Raw genomic sequence first — 22551 nt, forward strand, 5'->3', positions numbered from 1 at the left:
CGATGCGGTACTGGCGTGGTGGGGAGTTCATGCAATGCTCAATCAATTGCGGGAACGAGATCGATCTTTGTATTGATGTGTTTCAATGGTGATGGGCATGCCCTGCTGGGCAGCATTTGCGGTGAGGTATTTACGGTCGATACCGGGTACGGCAGAGACTGGAATTGTCAAACTCGATGCAGGATGAATTCAAGAACAAAACGCGTGCCAATATAGCCGAGGAATAGCAGGAGATAACCTGCCAGGGTCCAGTTGGCGGCAAATCGTCCACGCCATCCTCGCAGAATGCGGCCAGCCAGTAAGGTGCCAAATGCAAGCCAGGCAATGCCCGAAAATGCAATCTTGTGATTGAATGCGATGGGGTGTCCCCATACGTGTTCTGCGAACAAAGTTCCGCTTGTAAGCGCCAGAGTCAGGAGCGCAAAGCCCAGCCAGAGGCATAGAAAAAGCAGCCTCTCCAAGGTAAGTAGTGGCGGTAATGCGTGCTGGAGCAGGTTCGTTCGCGGGTGATGCAGGCGTCGGTCTGCAAATCGCATCAGCAAGGCTACTGCTGCTGCGTTGGTGAGCATGCTGTATGCCAGCATGGCCAGCAGCAAATGCATGCGCGCCAGCGGCGTCAGTGTATAGCTCAGGGCGGGGCCGCTTGGCAGCAGTAGCGATAACAGCAGAAAGATGGCCGCAAGGCTGAGCAGGATGGTCAGTGGTGCTTGAAGTCGCCACACGATTTGTCCGGCCAGATAGATGGCCAGAGCCAGCCAGGCAATCAGGGAGAGTGCCTCGGCAACTCCGAAATGCAGGGTCTGCGGGTGGGTGAATGGGGTGAAGATCGCCGTTCCGTGCAGGAGCAGGCCAATGCCAAGCAATGCAAGCTCGATGCTGATAGGCGCGCCCCTGCCGGCTCGCTTGCCGGAACAAGTGATGCCTGCCAGTACAAGATAAATTGCAAGAGCAGCCAGAGCGAACCAGGGCACGGTGCTAACTTCGGTTAAAATGGGCGTCTATGAAGTCTAACAGAGCGGGAAGTCAGGTGGCAGCCCGCTGCAGGAGAAATGCATGCTCGACAATCTATCGAATCGTCTGTCAGGGGTCGTCAAGACTTTGCGCGGCCATGCGCGGCTGACCGAAGCCAATATCCAGGATGCCCTGCGAGAAGTGCGCATGGCGCTGCTTGAGGCAGATGTGGCCTTGCCTGTGGTCAAGCAATTTATCCATGATGTCAAACGGCGGGCGCAAGGGCAGGAAGTCATTGGCAGTCTGACGCCGGGTCAGGCCGTGATCGGTGTGGTGTATGAAGAGCTGACCAAGCTGATGGGGGTGCATAACGATGCGCTCAATCTGGCGGCGGTGCCGCCGGCTGTGATTCTGATGGCGGGTCTGCAGGGGGCGGGCAAGACCACGACATCGGGCAAGCTGGCAAAGCTTTTGAAGGAAACACAGAAAAAGAAGGTCCTGCTGGTCTCGACTGACGTGTATCGCCCCGCTGCGATTGAACAGTTGAAAACGCTGGCGGCGCAGTTGGAAGTGGAGTGGTTTCCCTCTGATGTGGGCCAGAAGCCCGCAGCCATTGCGCTGGCCGCGCTGGATCATGCCAAACGCCATTTCCATGATGTGCTGATCGTCGATACGGCGGGTCGTCTGGCGATCGACGAGGCCATGATGGCCGAAATCAAGGCCCTGCATGTGGCAGTCAAGCCTATCGAGACCTTGTTTGTGGTGGATGCCATGCAGGGCCAGGATGCGGTGAATGTGGCGCAGGCGTTTAACGAGGCATTGCCGCTCACCGGTGTGATCCTGACCAAACTCGATGGCGATTCGCGTGGCGGCGCCGCACTGTCGGTACGTCATGTAACCGGCAAGCCGATCAAGTTTATCGGCGTGGGTGAAAAACTGACCGGACTGGAGCCATTTTATCCGGACCGGATGGCTTCGCGCGTGCTGGGCATGGGCGATGTGCTGTCGCTGATCGAGGATGTGCAGAAGACGGTCGATCAGGAAGAAGCGCTCAAGATGATGAAGAAGGTCAAGTCCGGCAAGGGCTTTGATCTGGAAGACTTCAAGAGCCAGATTCTGCAGATGAAGAAAATGGGTGGCATGGGCGCGCTCATGGACAAATTGCCCGGCCAGTTGTCGCAGGCGGCTGCGGCAACCGATCCGCAGGTGGCGGACAAGGCCGTTGCGCGGCTGGAGGGGATTATCAATTCGATGACGCCGGCCGAGCGTCGCAATCCCGATCTGATCAAGGCTTCGCGCAAGCGCCGAATTGCGATGGGGGCCGGGGTGCAGGTGCAGGAAGTCAATCGACTGCTCAAGCAGTTCGAGGAAATGCAGAAGATGATGAAAATGTTCAGCAAGGGGGGCATGGGTAAGTTGATGCGCGCCATGAAGGGCATGAAAGGCATGATGCCAGGCATGTAATGGCCGCCGTCCGGCAGAAGAGCCAACCGTTTTGCACGCACTTCTTGCCTGCATTGTTGGCTTTGCCGTAAAATGCCCGGCTTTTCCGATTAAACAATGCCCGTAATGGGTCAGGGATAAAACAATGGTTGTGATTCGTCTTGCCCGTGGTGGCGCCAAGGACCGTCCTTTCTACAACGTGGTAGTGGCTGATTCCCGCAATCGTCGTGATGGCCGCTTCATCGAGCGTATCGGTTTCTATAATCCGCTTGCGGCCGAGAGCGAAGAAGGCGTTCGCTTCGCGATGGATCGCGTGAGCTACTGGCTTGGTGTTGGCGCTCAGCCGTCCGAGACTGTTGCTCGCCTGCTCAAGGGCTATAAAGTCGCTTGATCTCTGTCGTGACAGAAAAAAACAAGGCCTCACCGACGACCATGCTGTCAGTTCCTGATGATCTGACAGTGATGGGTTATGTCAGCGGGGCTTTTGGCATTCGTGGCGAGATCAACGTGGTCGCCGATACCGAGTATGCCGATAGCCTGTTTGATTACCCGGTCTGGTGGCTGGGGCGAGATGGCAACTGGAAGCCGTATACCCTGATCAAGGGCGGCATGCACACCAAGAAGCTTGCAGCGCAGCTTGATGGCGTGAATGATCGCGATCAGGCATTTGCGCTCCGGGGGTGCGAAGTTGCCGTGCCACGCAGCCAAATGCCGGCGCCTGCTGATGATGAGTACTACTGGGTCGATCTGATCGGCCTGGAAGTCCGCAATATGCAGGACGAGCGTCTTGGCGTGGTCGAACGCCTGTTTGCTACCGGTGCTAATGATGTCCTGGTAGTCCGGGATGGCGACACCGAGCGGCTGCTGCCGTTTGTTGCGGCGATCGTGCTCAAGGTGGACCGAACTGCCAAAGTGATCACGGTCGACTGGGGCCTGGATTACTGAGATGAGCTTGCATGTCGATGTGGTGACGCTGTTTCCGGAGATGTTCGGGGCGATCACTCAGCATGGTGTGACTCGTCGCGCAGTCGAGCTGGGCTTGTTTGATTTGCAGACGTGGAATCCTCGTGATTATGCGATGGATAACTATCGACGGGTCGATGATCGTCCTTTTGGTGGTGGTCCTGGCATGGTGATGATTCCCGAACCGCTGGAGGCCGCACTTTCCGCCGCCAAGGCGCGACAGCGTGACTTGGGTGTGGCTCCGCATGCTGTATACCTTTCGCCGCAAGGTCGCCCGCTGACCCATGCCAAGGTCATGGAGCTGGTGGCCGAGCCAGGCTTGGTATTGCTGTGCGGCCGCTATGAAGGCGTGGATGAGCGTGTGTTGCAGCGCCAGATCGATGAGGAAATCTCGATTGGTGACTATGTGCTCTCCGGTGGTGAATTGCCGGCCATGGTGCTGATTGATGCGATCGTGCGTCAGTTGCCTGGTGCATTGAACCATGCGGCAAGCGCAGAAGAAGATTCGTTTGTGGATGGGTTGCTGGATTGCCCGCATTACACCCGTCCTGAAGAATATCAGGGCATGCAAGTGCCGGATGTGTTGATGTCCGGCAATCATGCGCTGATCAGGCGCTGGCGTCTGAAACAGGCTTTGGGCCGCACCTGGTTGCGCCGCCCGGACCTGCTGCAAGGCCGCCAGCTATCAAAAGAGGAAGCTCGTCTTCTGGCTGAGTATCAGTCGGAGCATGCCCAAGCTGCTCTCTCGTGACCTTCACGGCACGGCAGAAGGAACAAGCTTCACAGATGGAGTTATGAAATGAACCTGATTCAACAACTCGAGCAGGAAGAAATCGCCCGCCTCGGCAAGACCATCCCTGAATTCGCACCTGGCGACACCGTTGTCGTGCAAGTGAAGGTGAAGGAAGGTAACCGCGAGCGTCTGCAGGCCTATGAAGGTGTTGTGATCGCCAAGCGCAATGCTGGCCTGAACAGCTCTTTCATCGTGCGCAAGATCTCGGCCGGTACCGGCGTTGAGCGTACCTTCCAGAGCTACTCCCCGCTGGTGGCTGCGATTGAAGTCAAGCGCCGCGGTGACGTGCGTCGTGCCAAGCTGTACTACCTGCGTGATCGTTCCGGCAAGTCGGCTCGTATCAAGGAAAAGCTGCCGGCCCGCAAGGCACAGCAAGCAGCAGAATAATCTGCAGCGGTCATGTGAAAAACGCAGTTCTCCGGAACTGCGTTTTTTATTTGCTGTGCATGGCAGAATGGCGTTTTGGTATGTGCGAGGTACGCCATGGAGGAATGTTACGACGCGGTGATTGCGTCGCCAGTTGGATCGCTGGGTTTACTGGCGAAAAATGACCAATTGTCGGCAATCGAGTTCTTGGGGGATGGCGTGGTTTTAAGGCCGCCGCAGACTGCGCTATTGCAGGAAGTGCAACGGCAGTTGGATGCCTGGTTTGATAACCCTGCTTTCCACTTTGATTTGCCGTACTGCCTGGAAGGCACCTTATTTCGGCGCAAGGTGTGGGAACAAATTGCGCGCATTCCCTGCGGACAGGTGCTTACCTATGCGGATATCGCAAGGGAATTGCACACTTCGCCACGTCCGGTTGGCGGTGCCTGCGGTGCGAATCCGTTGCCCTTGGTAATACCTTGTCACCGCGTGGTGGCAACCCATGGCCTGGGCGGATTCAATGCCAGGCGAGGCGGGGTGGATTGGCTACCGATCAAACGCTGGCTGTTGGCGCATGAACAATCCTGTTGAATGCAGCCTGCCTGCTTCTGCGCAGGTGTTGATTGATGAGTTTATCGACGCGGCCTGGCTTGGGGATGGCTTGTCTGCCAATACCATGCTGGGTTATCGGCGTGATCTGGCCATCTGGGCGGGCTGGCTGCATACGCAGGGCGAAGTTGGCCTGCTGCAGGCCGACCGGGCTTGCGTGCAAGGGTTTCTGGCTCATGCATCGGTACATGCCAAGCCGGCGACATTGGCGCGGCGCATGGCAAGCTTGCGCAGGTTTTATCGGTACTGGGTACAGAGTGGGCGGCTGGTGCAGGATCCGACCGTGGATCTGCACACGCCGGCCCGGATCAGGCCGCTGCCCAAGGCTATCCCTGAGGATAGGATCGAAGCGCTGCTCAATGCCCCGGATGTGGATTTACCAGCAGGGCTGCGCGATCGTGCCATGCTGGAGTTGATGTATGCCACGGGTTTGCGCGTATCCGAACTGGTAACGTTGCCGCTTGCGCAAATCCACCTGCGCGAGCGCTTCGTGCAGGTGCTGGCGGGCAAGGGGGGCAAGCAGCGGCTGGTGCCCATGGGGGAAATGGCAACATCGTGGCTGGAGCGCTACCTGACCGAATCCCGTCCTTTATTGCTGGCTGGCCGGCAGTTGCCCGAAGCATTTCCGAACCAGCGTGGCGAGGCGCTGACCCGACAGGGTTTCTGGTTCATCATCAAGCAATATGCCGCAGCGGCGAGCATCCCGGCACCACAGCTGACCCCCCATGCATTACGCCACTCCTTTGCGACGCATTTGCTCAATCATGGGGCTGACTTGCGCGTGGTGCAGATGTTGCTCGGGCATGCCGATATCACGACCACGCAGATTTATACCCAGGTAGCCGCCGCACGCCTGAAAGCCCTGCATGCGGAACACCACCCGCGTGGCTAACTCTCCAGCAGCTTGACCAGTTCCGGTACCTGCTCGAACAAATCGCCCTCCAGCACATAATCGGCATGGCGGCAGATCGGTGCGCAGGGATCCTTGTTGATGGCGACGATGATGCGGCTATCGCGCATGCCGGCCAAGTGCTGTGCAGCACCGGATAGTCCGATCGCGAAATAGAACTCTGGTGCGACGATGGTACCGGTCTGGCCTATTTGCGCGGCATTGTCGACGAATCCGGCATCAACGGCTGACAGGGTTGCGCCAATGGCTGCACCCAGTCGACTGGCCAGAGGGGCGATCACGGTTTGAAATTTTTCAGCAGATTGCAGCCCGCTGCCACCACTGACCACAATCCGCGCTTCCGACAGCTTCGGCCATTCGCCATGCGTGCGGGTCTGCTCGATCCAGTGCGAATGGCGGCCGGCGTGCGGCATTTCCACGCATTGAATCAATGCCGGCACTTGCTGGCCGGCTGGTGGGTATGAGGCTGGGCGAAGGCTGAGTATCTGCACTTGGCTGGTGTTGTGCCAGGTTGCCAAGACTTCGCCCGCATGAATCGGCCCCGCCATCGTATCCGGTGTGTCAATGGCGATGATGTCCGAAAGCATGGGGCAATCGAGCAATGCCGCGGTGCGCGGTAGCGTGGCTTTGCCTTGTGCGGACGTTGCCGCGAGCAGGACTGTGGCCGCAGTTTGGTGTGCACACTGCGCCAGCAGGGCTGCCAAGGGCTCTTCCGGCCGGTGTGCCAGTGCCGGGTCATCCGCCATTAACACCTGATTGACACCAGCAATCTCGCTGGCCGCGTTGGCAATGGGTGCAATCGCATGACCGGCCACCAGCAGGCTGATGGTATCGCCAAGCCGGCGTGCCGCACTGAGCAGGCACCGCGTGCTGGCATGCAGCGTGTGTCCGTCATGCTCGGCCAAAACCAGTACATGCCGGCGGGGGCGAGAGAGGTCTGATTCTGTTTGACTGGGTGTGATGGATGCCTCCCGCAGCCCTTCTTGCCGCAGCCAGTTCAATAGTTCGGCGGCGCTATGCGTATGGCGGGCAGGGCGGCGAGGTGGCGGGGCGGCAACACGCAAAGTCTTGATGTCCGGTGTTGGTAGATTTGCCAGTTCTGCGGCAGCCAGTATTTCGATATTTTTCTTCTTGGCCTGCAGCAGTTGCGGCAGCTTTACATAGCGCGGATTGGCCAGGCGCAGGTCTGCCGTGATCACGGCAGGCAGGGGCAATGCGAGCGTTTCCTGCCCGCCCTCGATTTCGCGGGTGATGCGCAGTTGTCCGGCATCCATTTGCATGGCAGAGGCAAAGCAGCCTTGCGGCCAGCCGAGTAGCCCTGCCAGCATTGGCCCGACCTGGGCGCAGCCGGTATCGCTGGATTGTTTGCCGAGCATGACCAGATCAGGTGCTTCCTGCTGGACGATGGCCTGCAGCAAGCGGGCAAGTGCCAGGGGTTCCAGTGTTGAGTGGGTATCGATGCGCACGGCTCGATCGGCCCCAAGTGCCAGCGCGTGGCGCAGGGCTTCCTGGCTGCCGCTATCTCCGATCGTAACCGCAACGATTTCTTCTACCAGCCCGGCTTCCTTCCACTGGATTGCCTTTTCCAGGGCTGCTTCGTCGAATGGATTGACGCGCATCGGCACGCCAGCCATATCCACCCCTGATCCATCCGGCTTCAGACGTACAGGGATGTTGCCATCGGGAACACGTTTGATTGCTACCAGCGCTTTCATGTCGACTTTCAATGCACGGACAATCGGGTATTTTGCCGCAGAGTGCCGCTCTGCATCAAAGCGGCAATTCTCCTTGCGGGCTGGCTGGCGTATCGGTCACACGGGCCTGCAGTGTGTTGGTGGCGAACTGTACTGTGATCCTTTCCTGCGGATGAGCCTGGCCGGCATCGCTGATCAGCGAGCCATCGGCATGCATGACCAGTGCGTAGCCGCGCTGCAGCGGGGTGTGCGGATTGCAGGCTTCCAGGCGTACGGCAAGGTTTGCCAGTTGCTGCTGGCGTTGCGTGATGAGTCGGCTCATGTTTTGTTGCAAGCTTCTTTTGCTGGATTCGATCTTCTGTGCATATCGATCAGCCTTTAGCCTGCTGTGCTGCAGGCGTAGTTGCAATTGCTCCAGGCGCAGGCCGCGGTAGGCGACCAGCCGCTCCGGCAGCGCATGCAGACGCTGCTGCAATCGCTGCAGTCGTTCTCGCTGGTACTGCAGGCGCTCGCCCGGGTGACGCAAGCGCCGCGCCAGCATATCCAGATGCTGCATGCGCTGCTGCAATTGCCGCTCAAGCGTGGATTGCATGCGTTGGCGCATATGCCTTAACGCATTCTGCAACTCGTTCCTGCTGGGGCAGACCAGCTCGGCTGCTGCCGTTGGCGTGGGGGCGCGTTGGTCGGCAACAAAGTCGGCAATGGTGAAATCGGTTTCGTGCCCGATCCCGCAGATGACCGGGATGGTGCAGTCGGCAATGGCACGTGCCACGATTTCCTCGTTGAACGGCCAAAGGTCTTCAATGCTGCCGCCGCCGCGGCAGATGATGAGGGTATCGACTTCATGCCGGTTGTCGGCAGTACGGATGGCGGCGGCGATCTGTCGGGCAGCATCCATGCCCTGCACGGCTGTTGGATAAAGGATCAGGGGAATGCCGGGCATGCGCCGTTTGAGTGTGGTCAGTACGTCGCGCAAGGCCGCGGCGGCAGGCGAAGTAACAATGCCGATACTGCGCGGCAGGCGCGGCAGGGGTTGCTTGCGTGCCGGACTGAACAGGCCTTCGGCCTCCAGTTTGCGCTTCAGCGCCTCGAAAGCCTCAAACAGCGCACCCAGTCCGCCCGGGCGCAAGGCTTCGATGGTGAGCTGGAAATCGCCGCGTGCCTCGTAGAGTGAAGCCACGGCCCGTGCTTCCACCCGAATGCCTTCCTGGGGGGCGAAATCGAGCAGCGCCGCCCGGTTGCGAAACATCACGCAACGAACCTGCGCGCCTGCATCCTTGAGCGTGAAATAACAGTGACCGGAATCGTAGCGTTTGAAGCCCGAGATCTCACCGCTAATCCACATGACGGGAAAGCTTCCCTCCAGCAGCAGGCGCACCTGTCGATTGAGTTCGGTAACGGATATGACATTTTCAGGGCTTGACAAGTACATGGAAACACCAATTGCCAGCTAATTTCATCCACAAAACCCTTGTTGAATGCGGGTTATGTGCACTTTGCCGGAGTGTAGTTGAGGTTGATGTTGTAACTATATGATTTTTAATGATTGTTTTTAAATGATCAAAGCGTGGTTATCTGTGGGGAATGGCGCGGCGATGCGGGTTTGCGGCCAGTTTTGCGATTTTCCCCACAAAGTTATCCACAGGGTTGTGGGTAAGGCGGGAAAGCTCAATTGCTTCACAGGTTTGCGCCTTTTCCCCTTTCGTTGTTTTGGTAATCGGGCTAAAGTTACGCCGTTTTGCAACACAACAAACAGGTTTTGTCATGCTTGCCATCATTCAGGCCGCCGGTTGGCCGATCTGGTTAATTATTGCTTCTTCCGTCGCTGTCGTGACCATCATCATCGAGCGCGCGCTTTCCTTGCGCAAATCACTGGTCTTGCCGGAAGGGCTGCTGGGCAAGGTGGTGCAGGAGTATCGCACGCGCGGCGTGACCCCGGAAATGCTGTCGCAGCTTTCCGCGTCATCCCCGCTGGGGCGCGTTTTGGCGGCAGGGCTCAAGAACGTGCGCAGTTCGCGCGAGATCATGAAGGAATCGATCGAAGAGGTCGGCAGCGTCGTCGCGCATGATCTGGATCGCTATCTTTCCACGCTGGGTACGTTTGCAGCGGTTACCCCCTTGCTTGGCCTGTTCGGAACCGTGATCGGCATGATCGAGATTTTCGGTGCGCAGACGCCAACGGGTGGCTCCAATCCTGCGGCCTTGGCGCATGGTATTTCCGTTGCACTCTACAACACGGCCTTCGGCATTATCGTGGCGGTGCCGGCGCTGATGTTCTACCGTTTTTACCGTAATCTGGTCGATGGTTACATCGTCGAGATGGAGCAGCAGGCGGTGAAACTCGTGGAAGTTGTCCACGGCGAGCGCACCAACTAAGCAGGCAGACGCGATGAAATTCAGTAAAAATCGCAGACGCGACGAGCCGGAAATCAACTTCGTTCCCTTGATTGATGTGCTGTTGGTCATCCTGATCTTTCTGATGGCAACCACCACGTATTCGCGCTTTGCCGAATTGAAGATCAATCTGCCCACGGCCGAGGCGGAAAAGACGGATGAACAAAAGCAGACCGTTCAGGTGGCCGTGTCTGCCAATGGTCAGTACGCAGTGAATGAAACACCGGCCATTTTCAGCAACTCCGATGAGTTTGCCGTGGTGTTGCGTCGTGCTGCCGGCAACAATCCGGATCCGATGATTGTGGTCAATGCCGACGCACAGGCTTCGCACCAGAGCGTGGTCAATGTGATGGAAGCAGCGCGAACTGCCGGCTACGGCAAGCTCACCTTTGCCACGCAGACTTCTGCCAACAAATAACCGGAACGGGGCGAATGCCCCGTTTTTTATCGCATGCGCTCCATAGAAAAAATCTGGTATTCGCGCTTTTCCTGGCAGGCTGCATTGCTGTTACCGCTGGCGAGCCTTTTTGCGCTGGTGGCGGCAGTCCGGCGCAACCTGTTTCACGCAGGCGTTTTCCGATCAAACCATTTGCCTGTGCCGGTAGTGGTCGTGGGTAATCTGACCGCCGGAGGTGCTGGCAAGACGCCACTGACCCTCTACCTGGCGCAAGCGCTGGCGTTGCGGGGGAAAAGACCCGGGATCATTTCCCGTGGTTATCGCGGCTCAGTGGTTGCACCACTGCACGTTACGGCCGATACCGACCCGGCCATCTGCGGCGATGAACCACTGCTGCTGGCGCGCAATGCCGGGGTGCCGGTTTTTGTCTGCCCGGATCGGTCTGCGGCTGGCCGGGCCTTGCTGGCGGCATACCCGGATGTTGATGTACTGCTTTGCGATGACGGCCTGCAGCACTACCGTCTGGCGCGTGATATCGAGCTGTGTGTGGTCGATGGTGCGCGTGGATTCGGCAATGCCTTGCCGATACCGGCCGGGCCGTTGCGCGAGCCGGTTTCCCGCTTGCGCGGCGTGGATGCCGTTGTCCTCAATGGTGCGGGTGAGATGCCCTTGCACGCAAAAGGCTTCAGGATGCAGTTGGAGCCAGGTCGCTTCCACGTCCTGCACGATGCCCGCCAGACCTTCGGCGCAAATGATCTTGCTGGCTGCAAGCTGGCTGCCGTGTGTGGCATTGGCAATCCGGCGAGGTTTTTTGCGAGCCTGAATGCCTTGGGACTGGTCTTCGATGCGTATCCGTTTCCGGATCACCACCACTTTGCTGCCTCAGATTTGCCCGAAGCCGATCTGATCCTGGTAACGGAAAAAGATGCGGTAAAACTTGCCGCATTGCCCGAGCTGGGTGCGCTCGGTGATAAAATCCGGGTCCTGCCGGTTGCTGCCCGGCTTGAACCCGATCTGGCCGACTGGCTGATAGGAAAACTGAATCATGGACGCCAAACTGCTTGAAATCCTGGTCTGCCCGCTGTGCAAAGGGCCGCTTGTCTTCAACAAAAAACAGCAGGAGCTGATCTGCAAGGCAGATCGCCTGGCCTATCCGATCAAGGATGGCATTCCCGTGATGCTGGATGTCGAGGCCCGAGAGCTCGCTGCCGATGAGGAGGTGCAGGAATGAGCTTTGTTGCCCTGATCCCGGCGCGCCTGAAATCGACGCGCCTGCCGGATAAGCCGCTGGCCGATATCCACGGCAAGCCGATGATCGTGCGCGTGGCCGAGCGTGCCAAGCTCTCCGGTGCCAAGCGCGCGGTGGTTGCGACCGATGACCCGCGCATTCTGGATGCTGTGCTGGCGTGCGGTTTTGAAGCCGTGATGACACGCCCGGACCATGCCTCCGGCACTGAACGGTTGGCTGAAGCTGCCGATATTCTCGGTTTGCCGGACGACGAGATCGTGGTCAACGTACAGGGTGATGAGCCGCTGATCGACCCTGGACTGGTCGATGCCGTCGCCGCCAAGCTGGCGGGCGATGCCGGGTTGGTGATGTCTACTGCCGCACATCCGATCGAATTCGCCGCCGATTTTTTCAACCCGAACGTGGTCAAGGTCGTGCTCGACAAGACTGGTCGGGCGCTGTATTTCAGCCGGGCGCCGATTCCCTGGGCAAGGGATGCGTTTGCCAACGACAAGACCACGCTGCCAGCACAATTGGGTGCCCTGCGCCATGTTGGCATCTACGGTTACCGCGCCGGTTTCCTGCGCGCCTACCGCGATCTGGCCGTATCACCGATCGAAGGCATCGAGGCGCTCGAACAGTTGCGCGTGCTCTGGCACGGCCATGCGATTGGCGTGTTCGTGACCGATCATGCGCCGGCTGCCGGGGTCGATACGCCGGAAGATCTGGCGCGTGTCCGTGCAGTTTTTGCGCATCACCCATAACTACATTCATTCGCGAGCCTCACTCGCACTTACGAAGCACAAGGAAACTTCACCATGCGTTTGATTCTTCTTGGCGCGCCGGGCGCCGGCAAGGGTACCCAGGCCAACTTCATCAAGGAAAAGTTCGGCATTCCGCAAATCTCCACGGGCGACATGCTGCGCGCAGCCGTGAAGGCTGGCACCCCGCTGGGCCTGGAAGCCAAGGCCATCATGGATGCCGGCGGCCTGGTGCGCGATGACATCATCATCGGCCTGGTGAAGGAGCGTATCGCCGAAGCGGATTGCGCCAACGGCTTCCTGTTCGACGGTTTCCCGCGCACGATTCCGCAGGCCGAAGCGATGAAAGAGGCTGGCGTGGATATTGACTACGTGGTTGAAATCGACGTGCCGGATGCATCGATCATCGAACGGATGGCCGGCCGTCGTGTGCATGTGGCTTCGGGCCGCACCTATCACGTCAAGTTCAACCCGCCCAAGGTTGAGGGCAAGGACGACGAAACCGGCGAAGAGCTGATCCAGCGTGCTGACGATGCGGAAGAAACCGTGATGAAGCGCCTGGCCGTGTACCACGAACAGACCGAAGTGCTGGTGAGCTACTACGGCAAGCTTGCCGCATCGGGCGATGCCAAGGCGCCGAAGTATGTGAAGATCAATGGCGTGGGTGAAGTCAACGCGATCCGCGACCAGGTTTTTGCTGCACTGAGTGCATAAAGCCACACAGGGGTACATTGTTCAATGTGCCCCCTCTTTTATTGTTTCCCATGAAAAAACTTGATGCCGATGTGCTGATTGTCGGTGGTGGTCTGGTCGGTGCAGCGCTGGCGCTGGCATTGAAGGACACTTCGCTCTCGGTCCTGTTGCTGGATGCGCGTGCGCCGCATTTCGACTGGCCGGCGGAGAGCTGGGATTCGCGCGTCTATGCGATTAGCGGCGCCAGCCGGCGCCTGCTGGAGCAGGTCGGTGCCTGGCCTGGCATGCCGGCAGAGCGGCTGCAGTCGGTGCAGACGATGCGCATCTTGGGTGACTCAGGTTCAGCGTTGCGGTTCGATGCGCTGGAGGCCGGGCTGACCGAATTGGCCACCATTCTGGAAAGTCGCGAATTGCAAAAGGCGCTGTGGCAGGCGGTACAAGCCTGCCCCAACGTGCGGATTCTCGCTCCGGCAGAGCCTGCCCATCTGGCGGTGGATGTTGAAGCTGCCACGCTGGTGCTGGCGGATGGCCGCAGCGTCTGTGCGCGTCTGGTGGTAGGGGCCGACGGTGCGCAGTCATGGATTCGCAGCCAGTTGGGAATGGCGCCGCAGGTGCACGATTATCACCAGTTCGGGGTCGTGGCCAATTTCATCACCGAAAAACCGCATCTGGGCACTGCCTGGCAGTGGTTCCGCGAAGATGGCGTGCTGGCCTGGCTGCCGCTGGCTGGCCAGCGCATGTCCATGGTCTGGTCCTGCCCGCAAGCGCTCCGGGATGAATTGCTGGCGCTCGATGGTGCGCAACTCGCCCAGCGCGTGGCGCAAGCCGGGGGTAACCGGCTGGGGCATCTGGAAATGATCACGCCCGCAGCGGCTTTCCCGCTACGGCTCAACCGCTTGTCGACCATCGTGTCGCCGCGCGTGGCTCTGATTGGCGATGCCGCTCATACCGTTCATCCGCTCGCCGGTCAGGGCGTCAATCTCGGATTTGGCGATGTGGCTGAACTTGCGGGCATACTGTCTGCCGAAGCGGTACAGCGTTGCGGTGATTTGTCTGTCCTGCGCCGCTATGCCCGTGCCCGGCGCGAGCCGGTCATGATGATGCAGGGCGTGTGCCACGGCCTGCAGCAGCTTTTCAACAACACGAATCCCGTCCTCAAGACACTGCGCAATCTGGGCCTTGGGGTGACCAACCAGTCGGAATGGCTGAAGCGGCAACTGATCCGTCAGGCCGCAGGCTTCTGAAACAAAGGATTTCCCATGAATCTCAAAAAAATCGCGCATGCCCTGATCGCTACCAGCCTGATCGGGCTGACTGCCTGCACCGCTTCGGCAGAAGGGGAGAACAAGGCGCAGGCCGAGATCAAGGCCAAGCTGACCAAGCAATTGCCAGGCCGTGAAGTCACTGCGGTGAACAATACGCCGATGAAGGGCATCTACGAAGTAGTGCTGGGTGGCAACATGATCGTCTACACCGATGCCAAGGCGGAATACCTGCTTTTCGGCGATATGGTCGACGTGGTCAAGCGCACCAGTCTTACCAAGGAACGCATGGACGAGTTGCGCAAGGTTGATTTTGCCAAGCTGCCGCTGGAGCTGGCGATCAAGGAAGTGCGTGGTGATGGATCGCGCAAGCTGGCCGTATTCTCCGATCCGGATTGCCCGTTCTGCAAGAAGCTGGAACAGGAAGGCCTCAAGGACATCAGCAATATCACCATCTACACCTTCCTGATGCCGCTGGCCGAATTGCATCCGGATGCCGCGCGCAAATCGCGCGTGATCTGGTGTGCGCAGGATAGAACGGCTGCCTGGAAGAACTGGATTCACAACGGCAAGTTGCCGGAACCGGCCAAGGATGATTGCGAGAACCCGGTGGCCAGAACGGTACAACTGGGCGCCTCGCTCGGTATCAGCGGTACGCCCGGTTTGATCTTTGCCAATGGCCGTCTGGTGCCCGGCGCGATTCCTCGTGCCGATATTGAAAAACTGCTTGCAGAAAAATAAGCCCAGCCCGCAGGGAAGGCCCGCCATCCGTGCCGGATATTTTGATGCCAGTGCTCGCAGGGCGCTGGCTTCGTGTTCCGGCTAGTCGGCAGGCCTGTTTGCTGATCGACCTCGGGACCTGTTCATGGTCCTGCTCTGAAACGCCCGTCCGAATTCATTCGCAGCGCCGCATCCCGCCAAGTGCCCTCCGCTACAGGCTTTGAACTGCAGCCCAACCGCTTCCGGACGGCTGGCCATGCAAGGCTGTTGCTTTACATAATTTGATGTTTCTGTCCATTTTTCTTGCAAATTGCACTGACATACTGCGACCGACCCGATAGTGCGGGGCTTGGGTATGGAAATGGATCGAATCGCAAGTTGTCTGATCGCTGTCGTGGGTATTGTCTGCTTGGCCGGATGCGCCGAATCCCCGGTGATCACGATGCCTACCACGGCCAGGCCTTATCCGGCTTTGCCGGTCATGGGCAATAACGGTTCGATTTTCCAGCCGCACAGCGCAGTCATGCTGTTTGAAGAACCTGTGGCGCGGCATGTTGGCGATGTACTCACCGTCGAAATCTCGGAGAGCATGGTGGCCAGCGGCAAGGACAATACCTCGGCCAGCCGTTCCGCTGCATTTTCTTCGGAGGGCAGCGCCGATGATGCGGTTCCGGGATTCATCCGCACCTTGCTGAACAGCAGTACGCTTTCTGCCAGCAGCAGCCAGTCGCTCACGGGCAAGGGCGGCTATGAAAGCAACAAGAAGGTCACCGCCACCCTGGCTGCCACCGTGATCGATGTCCTGCCCAATGGCAACTTGCTGATCGGTGGCGACAAATGGGTGTCGCTCAATAATCAGCAGAGCATCTTGCGCCTGACCGGGGTGATCAACCGCAAGGACATCAAGGTTGGCAACGTAGTGCAGTCGCAGAAGATCGCCGATGCCCGGCTGGAGCTGGTGGGCAAGGGCGTGATCGCGGACGCCAATACCATGGGCTGGCTGCAGCGCATGTTCCTTAGCGTGCTGAGTCCATATTGATGCAGCGGCTTTGCGCACTGGCAGTAAGCCTTATGCTGTCGGGCTGTGTCACCGTGCTCAGCGTACCGCTCGACGAAACACTCAACCTGATGGTGACCGGCTATTCCGAGCTGGTGGCCGGGTCCACCTCCGATCGCGATCCGTGCACGTTGCGCTATCCCCTGCGCTCGGTATGCATCGAATACAACCAGCATGTGGCTTCCACCGATTTCCTGCCCAGCCTGCAGCGCCGGCTCGGGCAACTGCAGGTTGAGAGCACGCTGCATGCGCCCGGCACCCAGCCCTTGTCGTGCGAGGCAACCCTGCGTTACGTGGCGAGCCGGAACTGGTCGAATCATTTTGCCTCGTCCGACAAATCTGCCTATCTGGATGAGGCAGATCTGTTTCTTTATCAGCAAAATCGCATGCTGGCTTCGTCACATTACCAGATCAGCCGCTGGGGCTATGAGAAGTGGACTTCAACCTCGACCAAGATTGATCCGGTGGTGGATGAACTGTTGTGCCAGCCCGGGAAGTAGCGAGGTCTCCTGCCGCGCAAGCCGGCTTTCTTGCGTGGTCAACAAGGTAATTGTTTGCAAAGTTGATTGCCGGCCGGGTGGTGTTTTCAGTAGTTTCTTTGCGTTTCTTGGATTTCTTTTGATGCAGAGAATGGTTGAGCGGGATATGAACAACAGACCGGTACTTGTCGTGGAAGACGAGGCAGAGTTGGCGAATGCCTTGTGTACGCACTTGCAGTCCGAAGGGTTTGAGACAGCCTGGCTTTCGCGCGGCGATGATGTTTCAGCCTGGCTGGATCGGCACACGCCCAGACTCATGCTGCTTGACCAGTCCCTGCCCGGCAAGATGGGGCTGGATGTGTGCCGGGAAGTGCGGCGCTATTCGAATCTGCCGATCATCATGGTTTCAGCGCGCGTCGATGTGGTCGATCGTCTGCTGGGGCTGGAACATGGTGCGGACGATTACATCTGCAAACCGTTCAGTCCGCGCGAAGTCGTGGCGCGCGTCAAGACAGTGCTGCGCCGTGCCGGCATGAGCCGCCCGGAGGTGGTCGCGCCTAAGCGCATGCACATGCAGTTTGACGATCGTGCCTGGCGTGCTGTGCTGGCAGGCTGCGACATTCGACTGACGGCGATTGAATATCGATTGTTGCGCATGCTGGCGCAGGCTTGCGGACGGCTGTATACGCGGACCCAGCTGATCACCGAAATCTACCCGGATGGCCGGCAAGTGACCGACCGCACCATAGATAGCCATGTGCGCAAGGTTCGCGCCAAGATTGAATCCATCCAGCCGGGATTCGATCCGATCCAGACGGTATACGGCGTAGGCTACCGTTTCGTCAGCGATGGCGTGATCATCCGTGGAACCGAGTAAACCGCTCGGCCGGTTCGCGGCTTAACTGCAGGCGATTGACGACAGCTTGCGGGTCGGCAACGCCGAGCGACATGCCGCAGACGATCATCTCGCTCTCAGGGATATCCAGCTCGCGATGCAGGATCGGATGGTATTCGCAGAAGGCAGCCTGCACGCAGGTATCCAGCCCGTACGCGCGCGCCGCGATCATCAGGGTTTGCAGGAATCCGCCGTAATCGATCAGGCTGCCCTGGCCCATGATCTTGTCCACGGTGAAGACCAGTCCGACCGGCGCATCGAAAAAACTGAAGTTGCGCGCCCATTGTGCCTGCATCGCCACCTTGTCTTCCTTGCCGATCCGTAGCAGGCCATACAGCGCCAACCCGGTCTGGCGCCGGCGTGACAGATAGGGTTCCACCCACTGCGCCGGGTAGTAGGCATATTCGCCTTTATGCGCGAAAGTCGGCTGTTCAAATTCCGCCAGAATGGCCTGACTGACCGCTGTTTTGCGCTCGCCGGTCAGTACATGCACTTTCCATGGCTGCGAATTCACACCGCTTGGCGCGCAGGCCGCCAGATCCAGCAGTTCCAGCAGCGTTTCGCGCGTTACCGGATCGGGCAGGAAGCTGCGGATCGAGCGGCGCGAACGGATGGCATCCAGCGCTGCCAGGGCAGGGGTGTTCACGGGCACGCCGGCGTCAGACTTCGATGCCGGCATCGCGCAGCAGTGCGGCCAGTTCCATGGCGGTCTTGACCTGCATTTTTTCCAGCGTGCGGGCACGATGGACTTCAACCGTCTTCATGCTGATCGACAGGTCATCGGCAATCTGCTTGTTGAGGCGGCCGACCAGAATCAGCTTCATCACTTCCGTTTCGCGCGGGGTCAGTTGTGCCAGCCGTGACTGTACCGATTCGCGCGTGGCAAACGAGCGCCGCCGCTCGGCATCTTCAGCCAGGCAGCGCTCGACCAGATCGACGATATCGTTGTCGGCGAACGGCTTTTCCACGAAATCGGTGGCGCCTTGCTTGAGCGCGCCAACGGCCATCGGCACATCGCCATGGCCGGTCAGGAAAACGACCGGCGGGCAGTAGGCTTGTTCCTTGAGGCGGCTAAAGGCTTCCAGGCCGCTCATGCCCGGCATGCGCACATCCATCAGCAGGCAGCCGAAATCATCGGGCTGGTAGCTGGCCAGAAAGGTTTCGGCATCGGCAAAGGTGCTGACCTGATGATTGCGGGTGGAAAAAAGCCAGGAAAGCGCATCGCGCAGCGCCTCGTCATCGTCAATGATGCCTATGCGGCGTTCAGGGTTCATGAGCTTGGTGTTCCTCGCTGAAAGGCACGGTGAAAATAAACCGGCATCCGCCGCCGGGATTGGGTTCTACCCACAGCCTGCCTTGATGGTGTTCGATGATGGAGCGACAGATGTTGAGCCCCATGCCCATCCCGGTGACCTTGGTGGTGTAGAACGGTTTGAATAATTGTTCCAGTTGTTCCGGCGCAATGCCAGTGCCGCGATCGGCAATGATCGCACGCAGCTGTTCATTGTCGCGCGTTAACCGCACATGCAGCGAACGCTTGTCGACGGGCGTGGCCTGCATGGCTTCGATGGCGTTGCGCATCAGGTTGAAAATCACCTGTTCCAGCATGACGGCATCGGCAAACAGCGGCGGCAAGCCGGGGTCGAGTTCGATCGAGAGCTTGACCCGGTTTTTCTGCAGTTCGGACTTGAGCAGACTTTGCACGGTATTGAGCAGATCCCCGATCTGGCAGCTGTGGCGATGCGGTGCCTGGCGCTGCACGAATTCGCGGATGCCACGGATGATCTGCCCGGCGCGCTTGGCCTGTTCGCTCATCTTGGTGATGGCCTGATCGAGCTGGCGCAGGTTGGGTTGTGCCTGCGACAGCAGGTTGCGGCAGCCCGAGGCATAGCTGTTGATCGCCGCGAGTGGCTGGTTCAGCTCATGTGCCAGGCTGGAGGCCATTTCCCCCATGCTGACCAGACGCGCGGTCTGCTGCATCTGTTCATTCTGCAGGCGCTCGTGTTCGGCCGCATCCTTGCGCGCGGTGATATCGACGGCAGTATCCAGCCAGACCACCGAGCCATCGACCCAGATGCTATGCCGGCTTTGCACGTGATACCAGCGATTGCGATAGGGATCGAACCATTCGGCATCAAGTGGCCGCCAGCCCCGGCGCGGAAAGAATGGTGCCACGCAGCACTGGCCGCGATCGGCCGGCAGGCCAAATGCCCGGTCGAAGTGGGCGTTGGTCAGCAGCAGTTCGCCATTTTGCGAATTGCTGACGGAAACTGCGCTGTCCAGGCCATTGAGCACGGTGATGAAGCGTTCATGTGCCGCCTGCAGTGCTTCGCGTTCATGCTGCAGTTCGGTGATGTCGTAGACCGAGCAGACCCACCCCGTATGCTGACCCTCGTCATCGACCAGCGGGGCGACATAGGTGCGCACATCGAAACGCTCACCGTTGCGGCGCATCAGCCGGAGCTGAAAACCATTGGCATCGAGCTGGCCCGACAGAATGGCGTCCTGCACCGCCTGGCTGCGCGCCATGTCCTCGGGCGGCCAATAACACTTGGGCGGCAACTGGTCGATCAGTTCCTCGACCGGCCAGTCGATCATTTCGCAGAAGGCGCGGTTGGCATAAAGGATGCGCCCGCTGCTATCCATGGCCAGGATACCGGTGACCAGCGAATTTTCGATCGCCTGACGCATGGCGGTTTCCTGGCGCAACTGGGCTTCGGCTTTCTGGCGGCCGCGCACATGCTGGCGCAGCGCCCAGGTGGACAGAATCATCAGCAAGGCGAGCGTCGCGAGCGAAATCGTCAGGACAAACTGCCAGCCGCGTTCGATCGGATAGGGGGCGGCGGAAAGCTGCAGGCCGGTCGGCGGCAACTCCAGGCTGACGATGCGGCTGAATTCCAGGTGATCCTGGCGACGGTCATAGCGCGAGGCAATGACCAGGCCATCACCGGCCAGGAGGCTGATTTCATAGCGCTGGCTGATCCACCAGGGGGTGCGCTGCTGCAGCATCGTGCGCAGCGAAATCCAGGCAATCAGGTCGTGCCGACCACCGTATACCAGTTTGACCGGTGTTACCAAAGCCAGCAGGTGATTGCCGTGCTCGTCCTGAATCAGGCGGGTCAGCACGGTTTGATCGCGCTCGGCAGTTTGCTCGCGGGCGATGGAAATGGCTGGATGGGCGATTCTAGGGCGGCCGGGTATGGTGGAGTTCGGGCTGCGCCAGCGCACCTGGCCGGTTTCATCGACGTATTCCAGGCCGATGACTTCCGGGTTGTTCTGCAGCAGCGACAGACTGCGACCGATATAGTCGGCCGCGCCCAGGCCTTGACCCGCGAGAATGGCAGACAGGGTTTCCAGTTCGCGCTGGTCACCGGCGATCTGGATGCGCAGCGCCTGTTTCAGCCACAGCAGATCCTGATCCAGTTGAACGGTATTGCGTTCGCGTTCGCTGCGCACGCTCTGCGCCAGAAAGATCACGAACGCGAGTGCGAATACCGCCGCCGCCAGGCTGGGCAGGATCAGGAGCCAATGCGAGGCACGCGGCGAAATGCCTTCGAACTGCGGCTTTTTCAGTCGCGGGATACGAAATTTTCGCCGGTATACCTTGGCCATGTGTCTGTATCAGGTGGGCAGGACTTCGTTGATCAGCGGTGCGCCCTGCTCGAAGGTGGTGGCATTGGCCAATACCGTTTCGGCGATATTGGTCAGTGCCTCTTCCGTCAGGAAGCCCTGGTGCGAAGTGATCACCACGTTCGGGAAGGTTGTCAGCCGTGCCAACAGATCATCCTGCAGCGCGGTGTAGGAGAGATCCTCGAAAAAGATGCCTTCTTCGCGTTCGTAAACGTCCAGCCCCACACCGCCGATCTGGCCGGCTTTCAGCGCAACCAGCAGGGATTCGGTATCGATCAGGCCGCCACGACTGGTATTGATGATCACGGAGCCGCGCTTCATGCGGAACAGGACATCGGCATTGATCATGTGGTGCGTTTCTGCTGTCAGCGGGGTGTGCAGCGATACGATGTCCGCGCGTTCGAGCAGTTCCTCGAGCGAAACGTTCTCGCCACCCAGTTCTGTCACGTAGGGATTGTCCGGGGTGCGGTCATAGGCGAGCAGCTTCATGCCGAAGCCCCTGGCGATCCGCAAGGTGGCGATACCGATCTTGCCGGCGCCGACCACGCCAAAGGTGCGGCCATGCAGGTTGAAGCCGACCAGGCCTTCCAGCGAAAAGTTGCCGTCGCGTACGCGCACATAGGCACGATGCGTGCGCCGTACCAGCGTGAGCAGCAGGGCAAACACGTGCTCTGCCACGCCTTCGGGCGAGTAGGCGGGTACACGCATGACCTTGATGCCATGCTGGGCTGCGGCATTGATGTCCACCGAGTTGAAACCGGCCGAACGCAAGGTGATCAGCTTGACACCGAGCCGAGCCAGTTCCTCGATCGTGGCGGCATCGACACGGTCATTCACGAACGGGCAGACCGCATCGAAACCGGCGGCCAGCGGTACGGTGCTGCGGTTGAGCCGGTCTTCGAAGAATTCGAGTTTGTGGCCGAATTCCGTGTTGGCCTTGGTCAGGGCAGCACGGTCATAGCGTTTGCTGTCGAATACGGCGATGCGCATGAGAAATCCCTTGAAATCAGTTTAGCGAAAGAGTGCAGTGTGGCTGGCGTGCATGACATGCCCTTGCCAATAACGACCGTCAAGCAGTTTGACGATGGCTTCCATGTCGGCATGTTCGACATCCAGTGAAAGCAGCGCAGAAGGCTTGTTGCGCAGACCTGGCGCAATCACCAGCTCCCGTGGTGCAGGAATGCCCAGCTCGGCAAGCAATGCCTGCAGGCTGTCGGCGGTGACGTCGGGCGGCAGATTGTCTAGTGTCAGTTGCATCGGTCTGGCAGTTGTGAAGAGCTAAGGCGCACATTCTAGCGCGAATGCC

27 protein-coding genes and 1 pseudogene are annotated in these 22551 nt (G+C 59.2%); 18 read left to right on the forward strand and 10 right to left on the reverse strand.

Features of this window, described 5'->3' with window-relative positions; all coding sequences use genetic code 11:
- Window positions 1-167: 167 nt before the first annotated feature.
- A complete protein-coding gene (locus tag AC0KVQ_RS00810) occupies window positions 168-971 on the reverse strand; it encodes a cytochrome C assembly family protein (RefSeq protein WP_473419197.1) in 804 nt (267 codons plus the stop codon).
- An 82-nt stretch (window positions 972-1053) separates the two neighbouring features.
- Between AC0KVQ_RS00810 and ffh the strand changes: the two genes are divergently transcribed.
- From ffh to xerD, 7 genes are all read left to right on the forward strand, one after another.
- Window positions 1054-2415, forward strand: a complete 1362-nt coding sequence (gene ffh / locus AC0KVQ_RS00815; protein ID WP_473419198.1) for a signal recognition particle protein — start codon at window positions 1054-1056, stop codon at window positions 2413-2415.
- A 124-nt stretch (window positions 2416-2539) separates the two neighbouring features.
- Window positions 2540-2785 (forward strand): 30S ribosomal protein S16, encoded by a 246-nt coding sequence (rpsP, locus tag AC0KVQ_RS00820; RefSeq protein WP_473419199.1) that lies wholly within the window; start codon window positions 2540-2542, stop codon window positions 2783-2785.
- 8 nt (window positions 2786-2793) lie between these two features.
- The gene (gene rimM / locus AC0KVQ_RS00825) at window positions 2794-3339 is read left to right on the forward strand and encodes a ribosome maturation factor RimM (protein ID WP_473419200.1); all 546 of its coding nucleotides are present in this window, start codon (window positions 2794-2796) and stop codon (window positions 3337-3339) included.
- A 7-nt stretch (window positions 3340-3346) separates the two neighbouring features.
- Complete coding sequence (trmD, locus tag AC0KVQ_RS00830) at window positions 3347-4108, forward strand: tRNA (guanosine(37)-N1)-methyltransferase TrmD (protein WP_473419314.1); 762 nt, start codon at window positions 3347-3349, stop codon at window positions 4106-4108.
- Window positions 4109-4156: 48 nt separating this feature from the next.
- Window positions 4157-4537: a 50S ribosomal protein L19 gene (rplS, locus tag AC0KVQ_RS00835; protein ID WP_473419201.1), complete on the forward strand. Its 381-nt coding sequence runs from the start codon at window positions 4157-4159 to the stop codon at window positions 4535-4537.
- 96 nt (window positions 4538-4633) lie between these two features.
- Window positions 4634-5107 (forward strand): methylated-DNA--[protein]-cysteine S-methyltransferase, encoded by a 474-nt coding sequence (locus tag AC0KVQ_RS00840; RefSeq protein WP_473419202.1) that lies wholly within the window; start codon window positions 4634-4636, stop codon window positions 5105-5107.
- On the forward strand, window positions 5091-6017 hold the full coding sequence (gene xerD / locus AC0KVQ_RS00845) for a site-specific tyrosine recombinase XerD (protein WP_473419203.1): 927 nt from the start codon (window positions 5091-5093) through the stop codon (window positions 6015-6017). The genes AC0KVQ_RS00840 and xerD overlap by 17 nt, the downstream gene beginning before the upstream one ends.
- Here xerD and AC0KVQ_RS00850 read toward each other — a convergent pair.
- The 4 genes and pseudogenes from AC0KVQ_RS00850 to AC0KVQ_RS00865 all read right to left on the reverse strand — a co-directional run bounded on the left by AC0KVQ_RS00850 (window position 6014) and on the right by AC0KVQ_RS00865 (window position 9495).
- Window positions 6014-7036 (reverse strand): electron transfer flavoprotein subunit alpha/FixB family protein, encoded by a 1023-nt coding sequence (locus AC0KVQ_RS00850; RefSeq protein WP_473419315.1) that lies wholly within the window; start codon window positions 7034-7036, stop codon window positions 6014-6016. The two genes, xerD and AC0KVQ_RS00850, sit on opposite strands and share 4 nt — an antisense overlap.
- Window positions 7016-7750 (reverse strand): annotated as a pseudogene (locus AC0KVQ_RS00855) (electron transfer flavoprotein subunit beta/FixA family protein); the annotation flags it as partial. The gene AC0KVQ_RS00850 and the pseudogene AC0KVQ_RS00855, both read right to left, overlap by 21 nt.
- Window positions 7751-7805: 55 nt before the next feature.
- Window positions 7806-9161 carry an exodeoxyribonuclease VII large subunit gene (xseA, locus tag AC0KVQ_RS00860; RefSeq protein ID WP_473419204.1) on the reverse strand — a complete coding sequence of 452 codons (1356 nt, stop codon included), beginning with the start codon at window positions 9159-9161 and terminating at the stop codon, window positions 7806-7808.
- A gap of 139 nt (window positions 9162-9300) precedes the next feature.
- Complete coding sequence (locus AC0KVQ_RS00865; protein ID WP_473419205.1) at window positions 9301-9495, reverse strand: hypothetical protein; 195 nt, start codon at window positions 9493-9495, stop codon at window positions 9301-9303.
- Between AC0KVQ_RS00865 and AC0KVQ_RS00870 the strand changes: the two genes are divergently transcribed.
- From AC0KVQ_RS00870 to AC0KVQ_RS00920, 11 genes are all read left to right on the forward strand, one after another.
- A complete protein-coding gene (locus AC0KVQ_RS00870) occupies window positions 9494-10105 on the forward strand; it encodes a MotA/TolQ/ExbB proton channel family protein (RefSeq protein ID WP_473419206.1) in 612 nt (203 codons plus the stop codon). The two genes, AC0KVQ_RS00865 and AC0KVQ_RS00870, sit on opposite strands and share 2 nt — an antisense overlap.
- A gap of 13 nt (window positions 10106-10118) precedes the next feature.
- Window positions 10119-10541, forward strand: a complete 423-nt coding sequence (locus AC0KVQ_RS00875) for an ExbD/TolR family protein (RefSeq protein WP_473419207.1) — start codon at window positions 10119-10121, stop codon at window positions 10539-10541.
- Window positions 10542-10574: 33 nt separating this feature from the next.
- Window positions 10575-11585 (forward strand): tetraacyldisaccharide 4'-kinase, encoded by a 1011-nt coding sequence (gene lpxK, locus AC0KVQ_RS00880; protein ID WP_473419208.1) that lies wholly within the window; start codon window positions 10575-10577, stop codon window positions 11583-11585.
- Window positions 11566-11751 carry a Trm112 family protein gene (locus AC0KVQ_RS00885; RefSeq protein WP_473419209.1) on the forward strand — a complete coding sequence of 62 codons (186 nt, stop codon included), beginning with the start codon at window positions 11566-11568 and terminating at the stop codon, window positions 11749-11751. Before lpxK ends, AC0KVQ_RS00885 begins: the two co-directional genes overlap by 20 nt.
- Window positions 11748-12512, forward strand: coding sequence for a 3-deoxy-manno-octulosonate cytidylyltransferase (kdsB, locus tag AC0KVQ_RS00890; RefSeq protein ID WP_473419210.1), 765 nt, complete (start codon window positions 11748-11750; stop codon window positions 12510-12512). Before AC0KVQ_RS00885 ends, kdsB begins: the two co-directional genes overlap by 4 nt.
- Before the next feature lie 54 nt (window positions 12513-12566).
- Window positions 12567-13223: an adenylate kinase gene (adk, locus tag AC0KVQ_RS00895; RefSeq protein WP_473419211.1), complete on the forward strand. Its 657-nt coding sequence runs from the start codon at window positions 12567-12569 to the stop codon at window positions 13221-13223.
- 50 nt (window positions 13224-13273) lie between these two features.
- On the forward strand, window positions 13274-14446 hold the full coding sequence (locus tag AC0KVQ_RS00900) for a UbiH/UbiF family hydroxylase (protein ID WP_473419212.1): 1173 nt from the start codon (window positions 13274-13276) through the stop codon (window positions 14444-14446).
- Window positions 14447-14461: 15 nt separating this feature from the next.
- Window positions 14462-15205 (forward strand): DsbC family protein, encoded by a 744-nt coding sequence (locus AC0KVQ_RS00905; RefSeq protein WP_473419213.1) that lies wholly within the window; start codon window positions 14462-14464, stop codon window positions 15203-15205.
- A gap of 340 nt (window positions 15206-15545) precedes the next feature.
- On the forward strand, window positions 15546-16223 hold the full coding sequence (locus tag AC0KVQ_RS00910; RefSeq protein WP_473419214.1) for a flagellar basal body L-ring protein FlgH: 678 nt from the start codon (window positions 15546-15548) through the stop codon (window positions 16221-16223).
- The gene (locus AC0KVQ_RS00915) at window positions 16223-16741 is read left to right on the forward strand and encodes a hypothetical protein (protein WP_473419215.1); all 519 of its coding nucleotides are present in this window, start codon (window positions 16223-16225) and stop codon (window positions 16739-16741) included. Before AC0KVQ_RS00910 ends, AC0KVQ_RS00915 begins: the two co-directional genes overlap by 1 nt.
- Window positions 16742-16886: 145 nt before the next feature.
- The gene (locus AC0KVQ_RS00920) at window positions 16887-17597 is read left to right on the forward strand and encodes a response regulator (protein ID WP_473419216.1); all 711 of its coding nucleotides are present in this window, start codon (window positions 16887-16889) and stop codon (window positions 17595-17597) included.
- On the opposite strand, the gene AC0KVQ_RS00925 is transcribed toward AC0KVQ_RS00920, so the two are convergent.
- From AC0KVQ_RS00925 to AC0KVQ_RS00945, 5 genes are read right to left on the reverse strand one after another with little or no spacing between them, the layout of a single operon-like run.
- Window positions 17578-18261, reverse strand: coding sequence for a nitroreductase (locus AC0KVQ_RS00925; protein ID WP_473419217.1), 684 nt, complete (start codon window positions 18259-18261; stop codon window positions 17578-17580). The genes AC0KVQ_RS00920 and AC0KVQ_RS00925 overlap by 20 nt on opposite strands.
- Window positions 18262-18274: 13 nt before the next feature.
- On the reverse strand, window positions 18275-18889 hold the full coding sequence (locus AC0KVQ_RS00930) for a response regulator transcription factor (protein ID WP_473419218.1): 615 nt from the start codon (window positions 18887-18889) through the stop codon (window positions 18275-18277).
- The gene (locus tag AC0KVQ_RS00935) at window positions 18879-21227 is read right to left on the reverse strand and encodes an ATP-binding protein (RefSeq protein ID WP_473419219.1); all 2349 of its coding nucleotides are present in this window, start codon (window positions 21225-21227) and stop codon (window positions 18879-18881) included. Before AC0KVQ_RS00935 ends, AC0KVQ_RS00930 begins: the two co-directional genes overlap by 11 nt.
- A 9-nt stretch (window positions 21228-21236) precedes the next feature.
- Window positions 21237-22235: a 2-hydroxyacid dehydrogenase gene (locus AC0KVQ_RS00940; protein WP_473419220.1), complete on the reverse strand. Its 999-nt coding sequence runs from the start codon at window positions 22233-22235 to the stop codon at window positions 21237-21239.
- A 21-nt stretch (window positions 22236-22256) separates the two neighbouring features.
- On the reverse strand, window positions 22257-22502 hold the full coding sequence (locus AC0KVQ_RS00945) for an RNA-binding protein (protein WP_473419221.1): 246 nt from the start codon (window positions 22500-22502) through the stop codon (window positions 22257-22259).
- Window positions 22503-22551: the final 49 nt, after the last annotated feature.

The organism is Formivibrio sp. oc-25 (assembly GCF_055810895.1).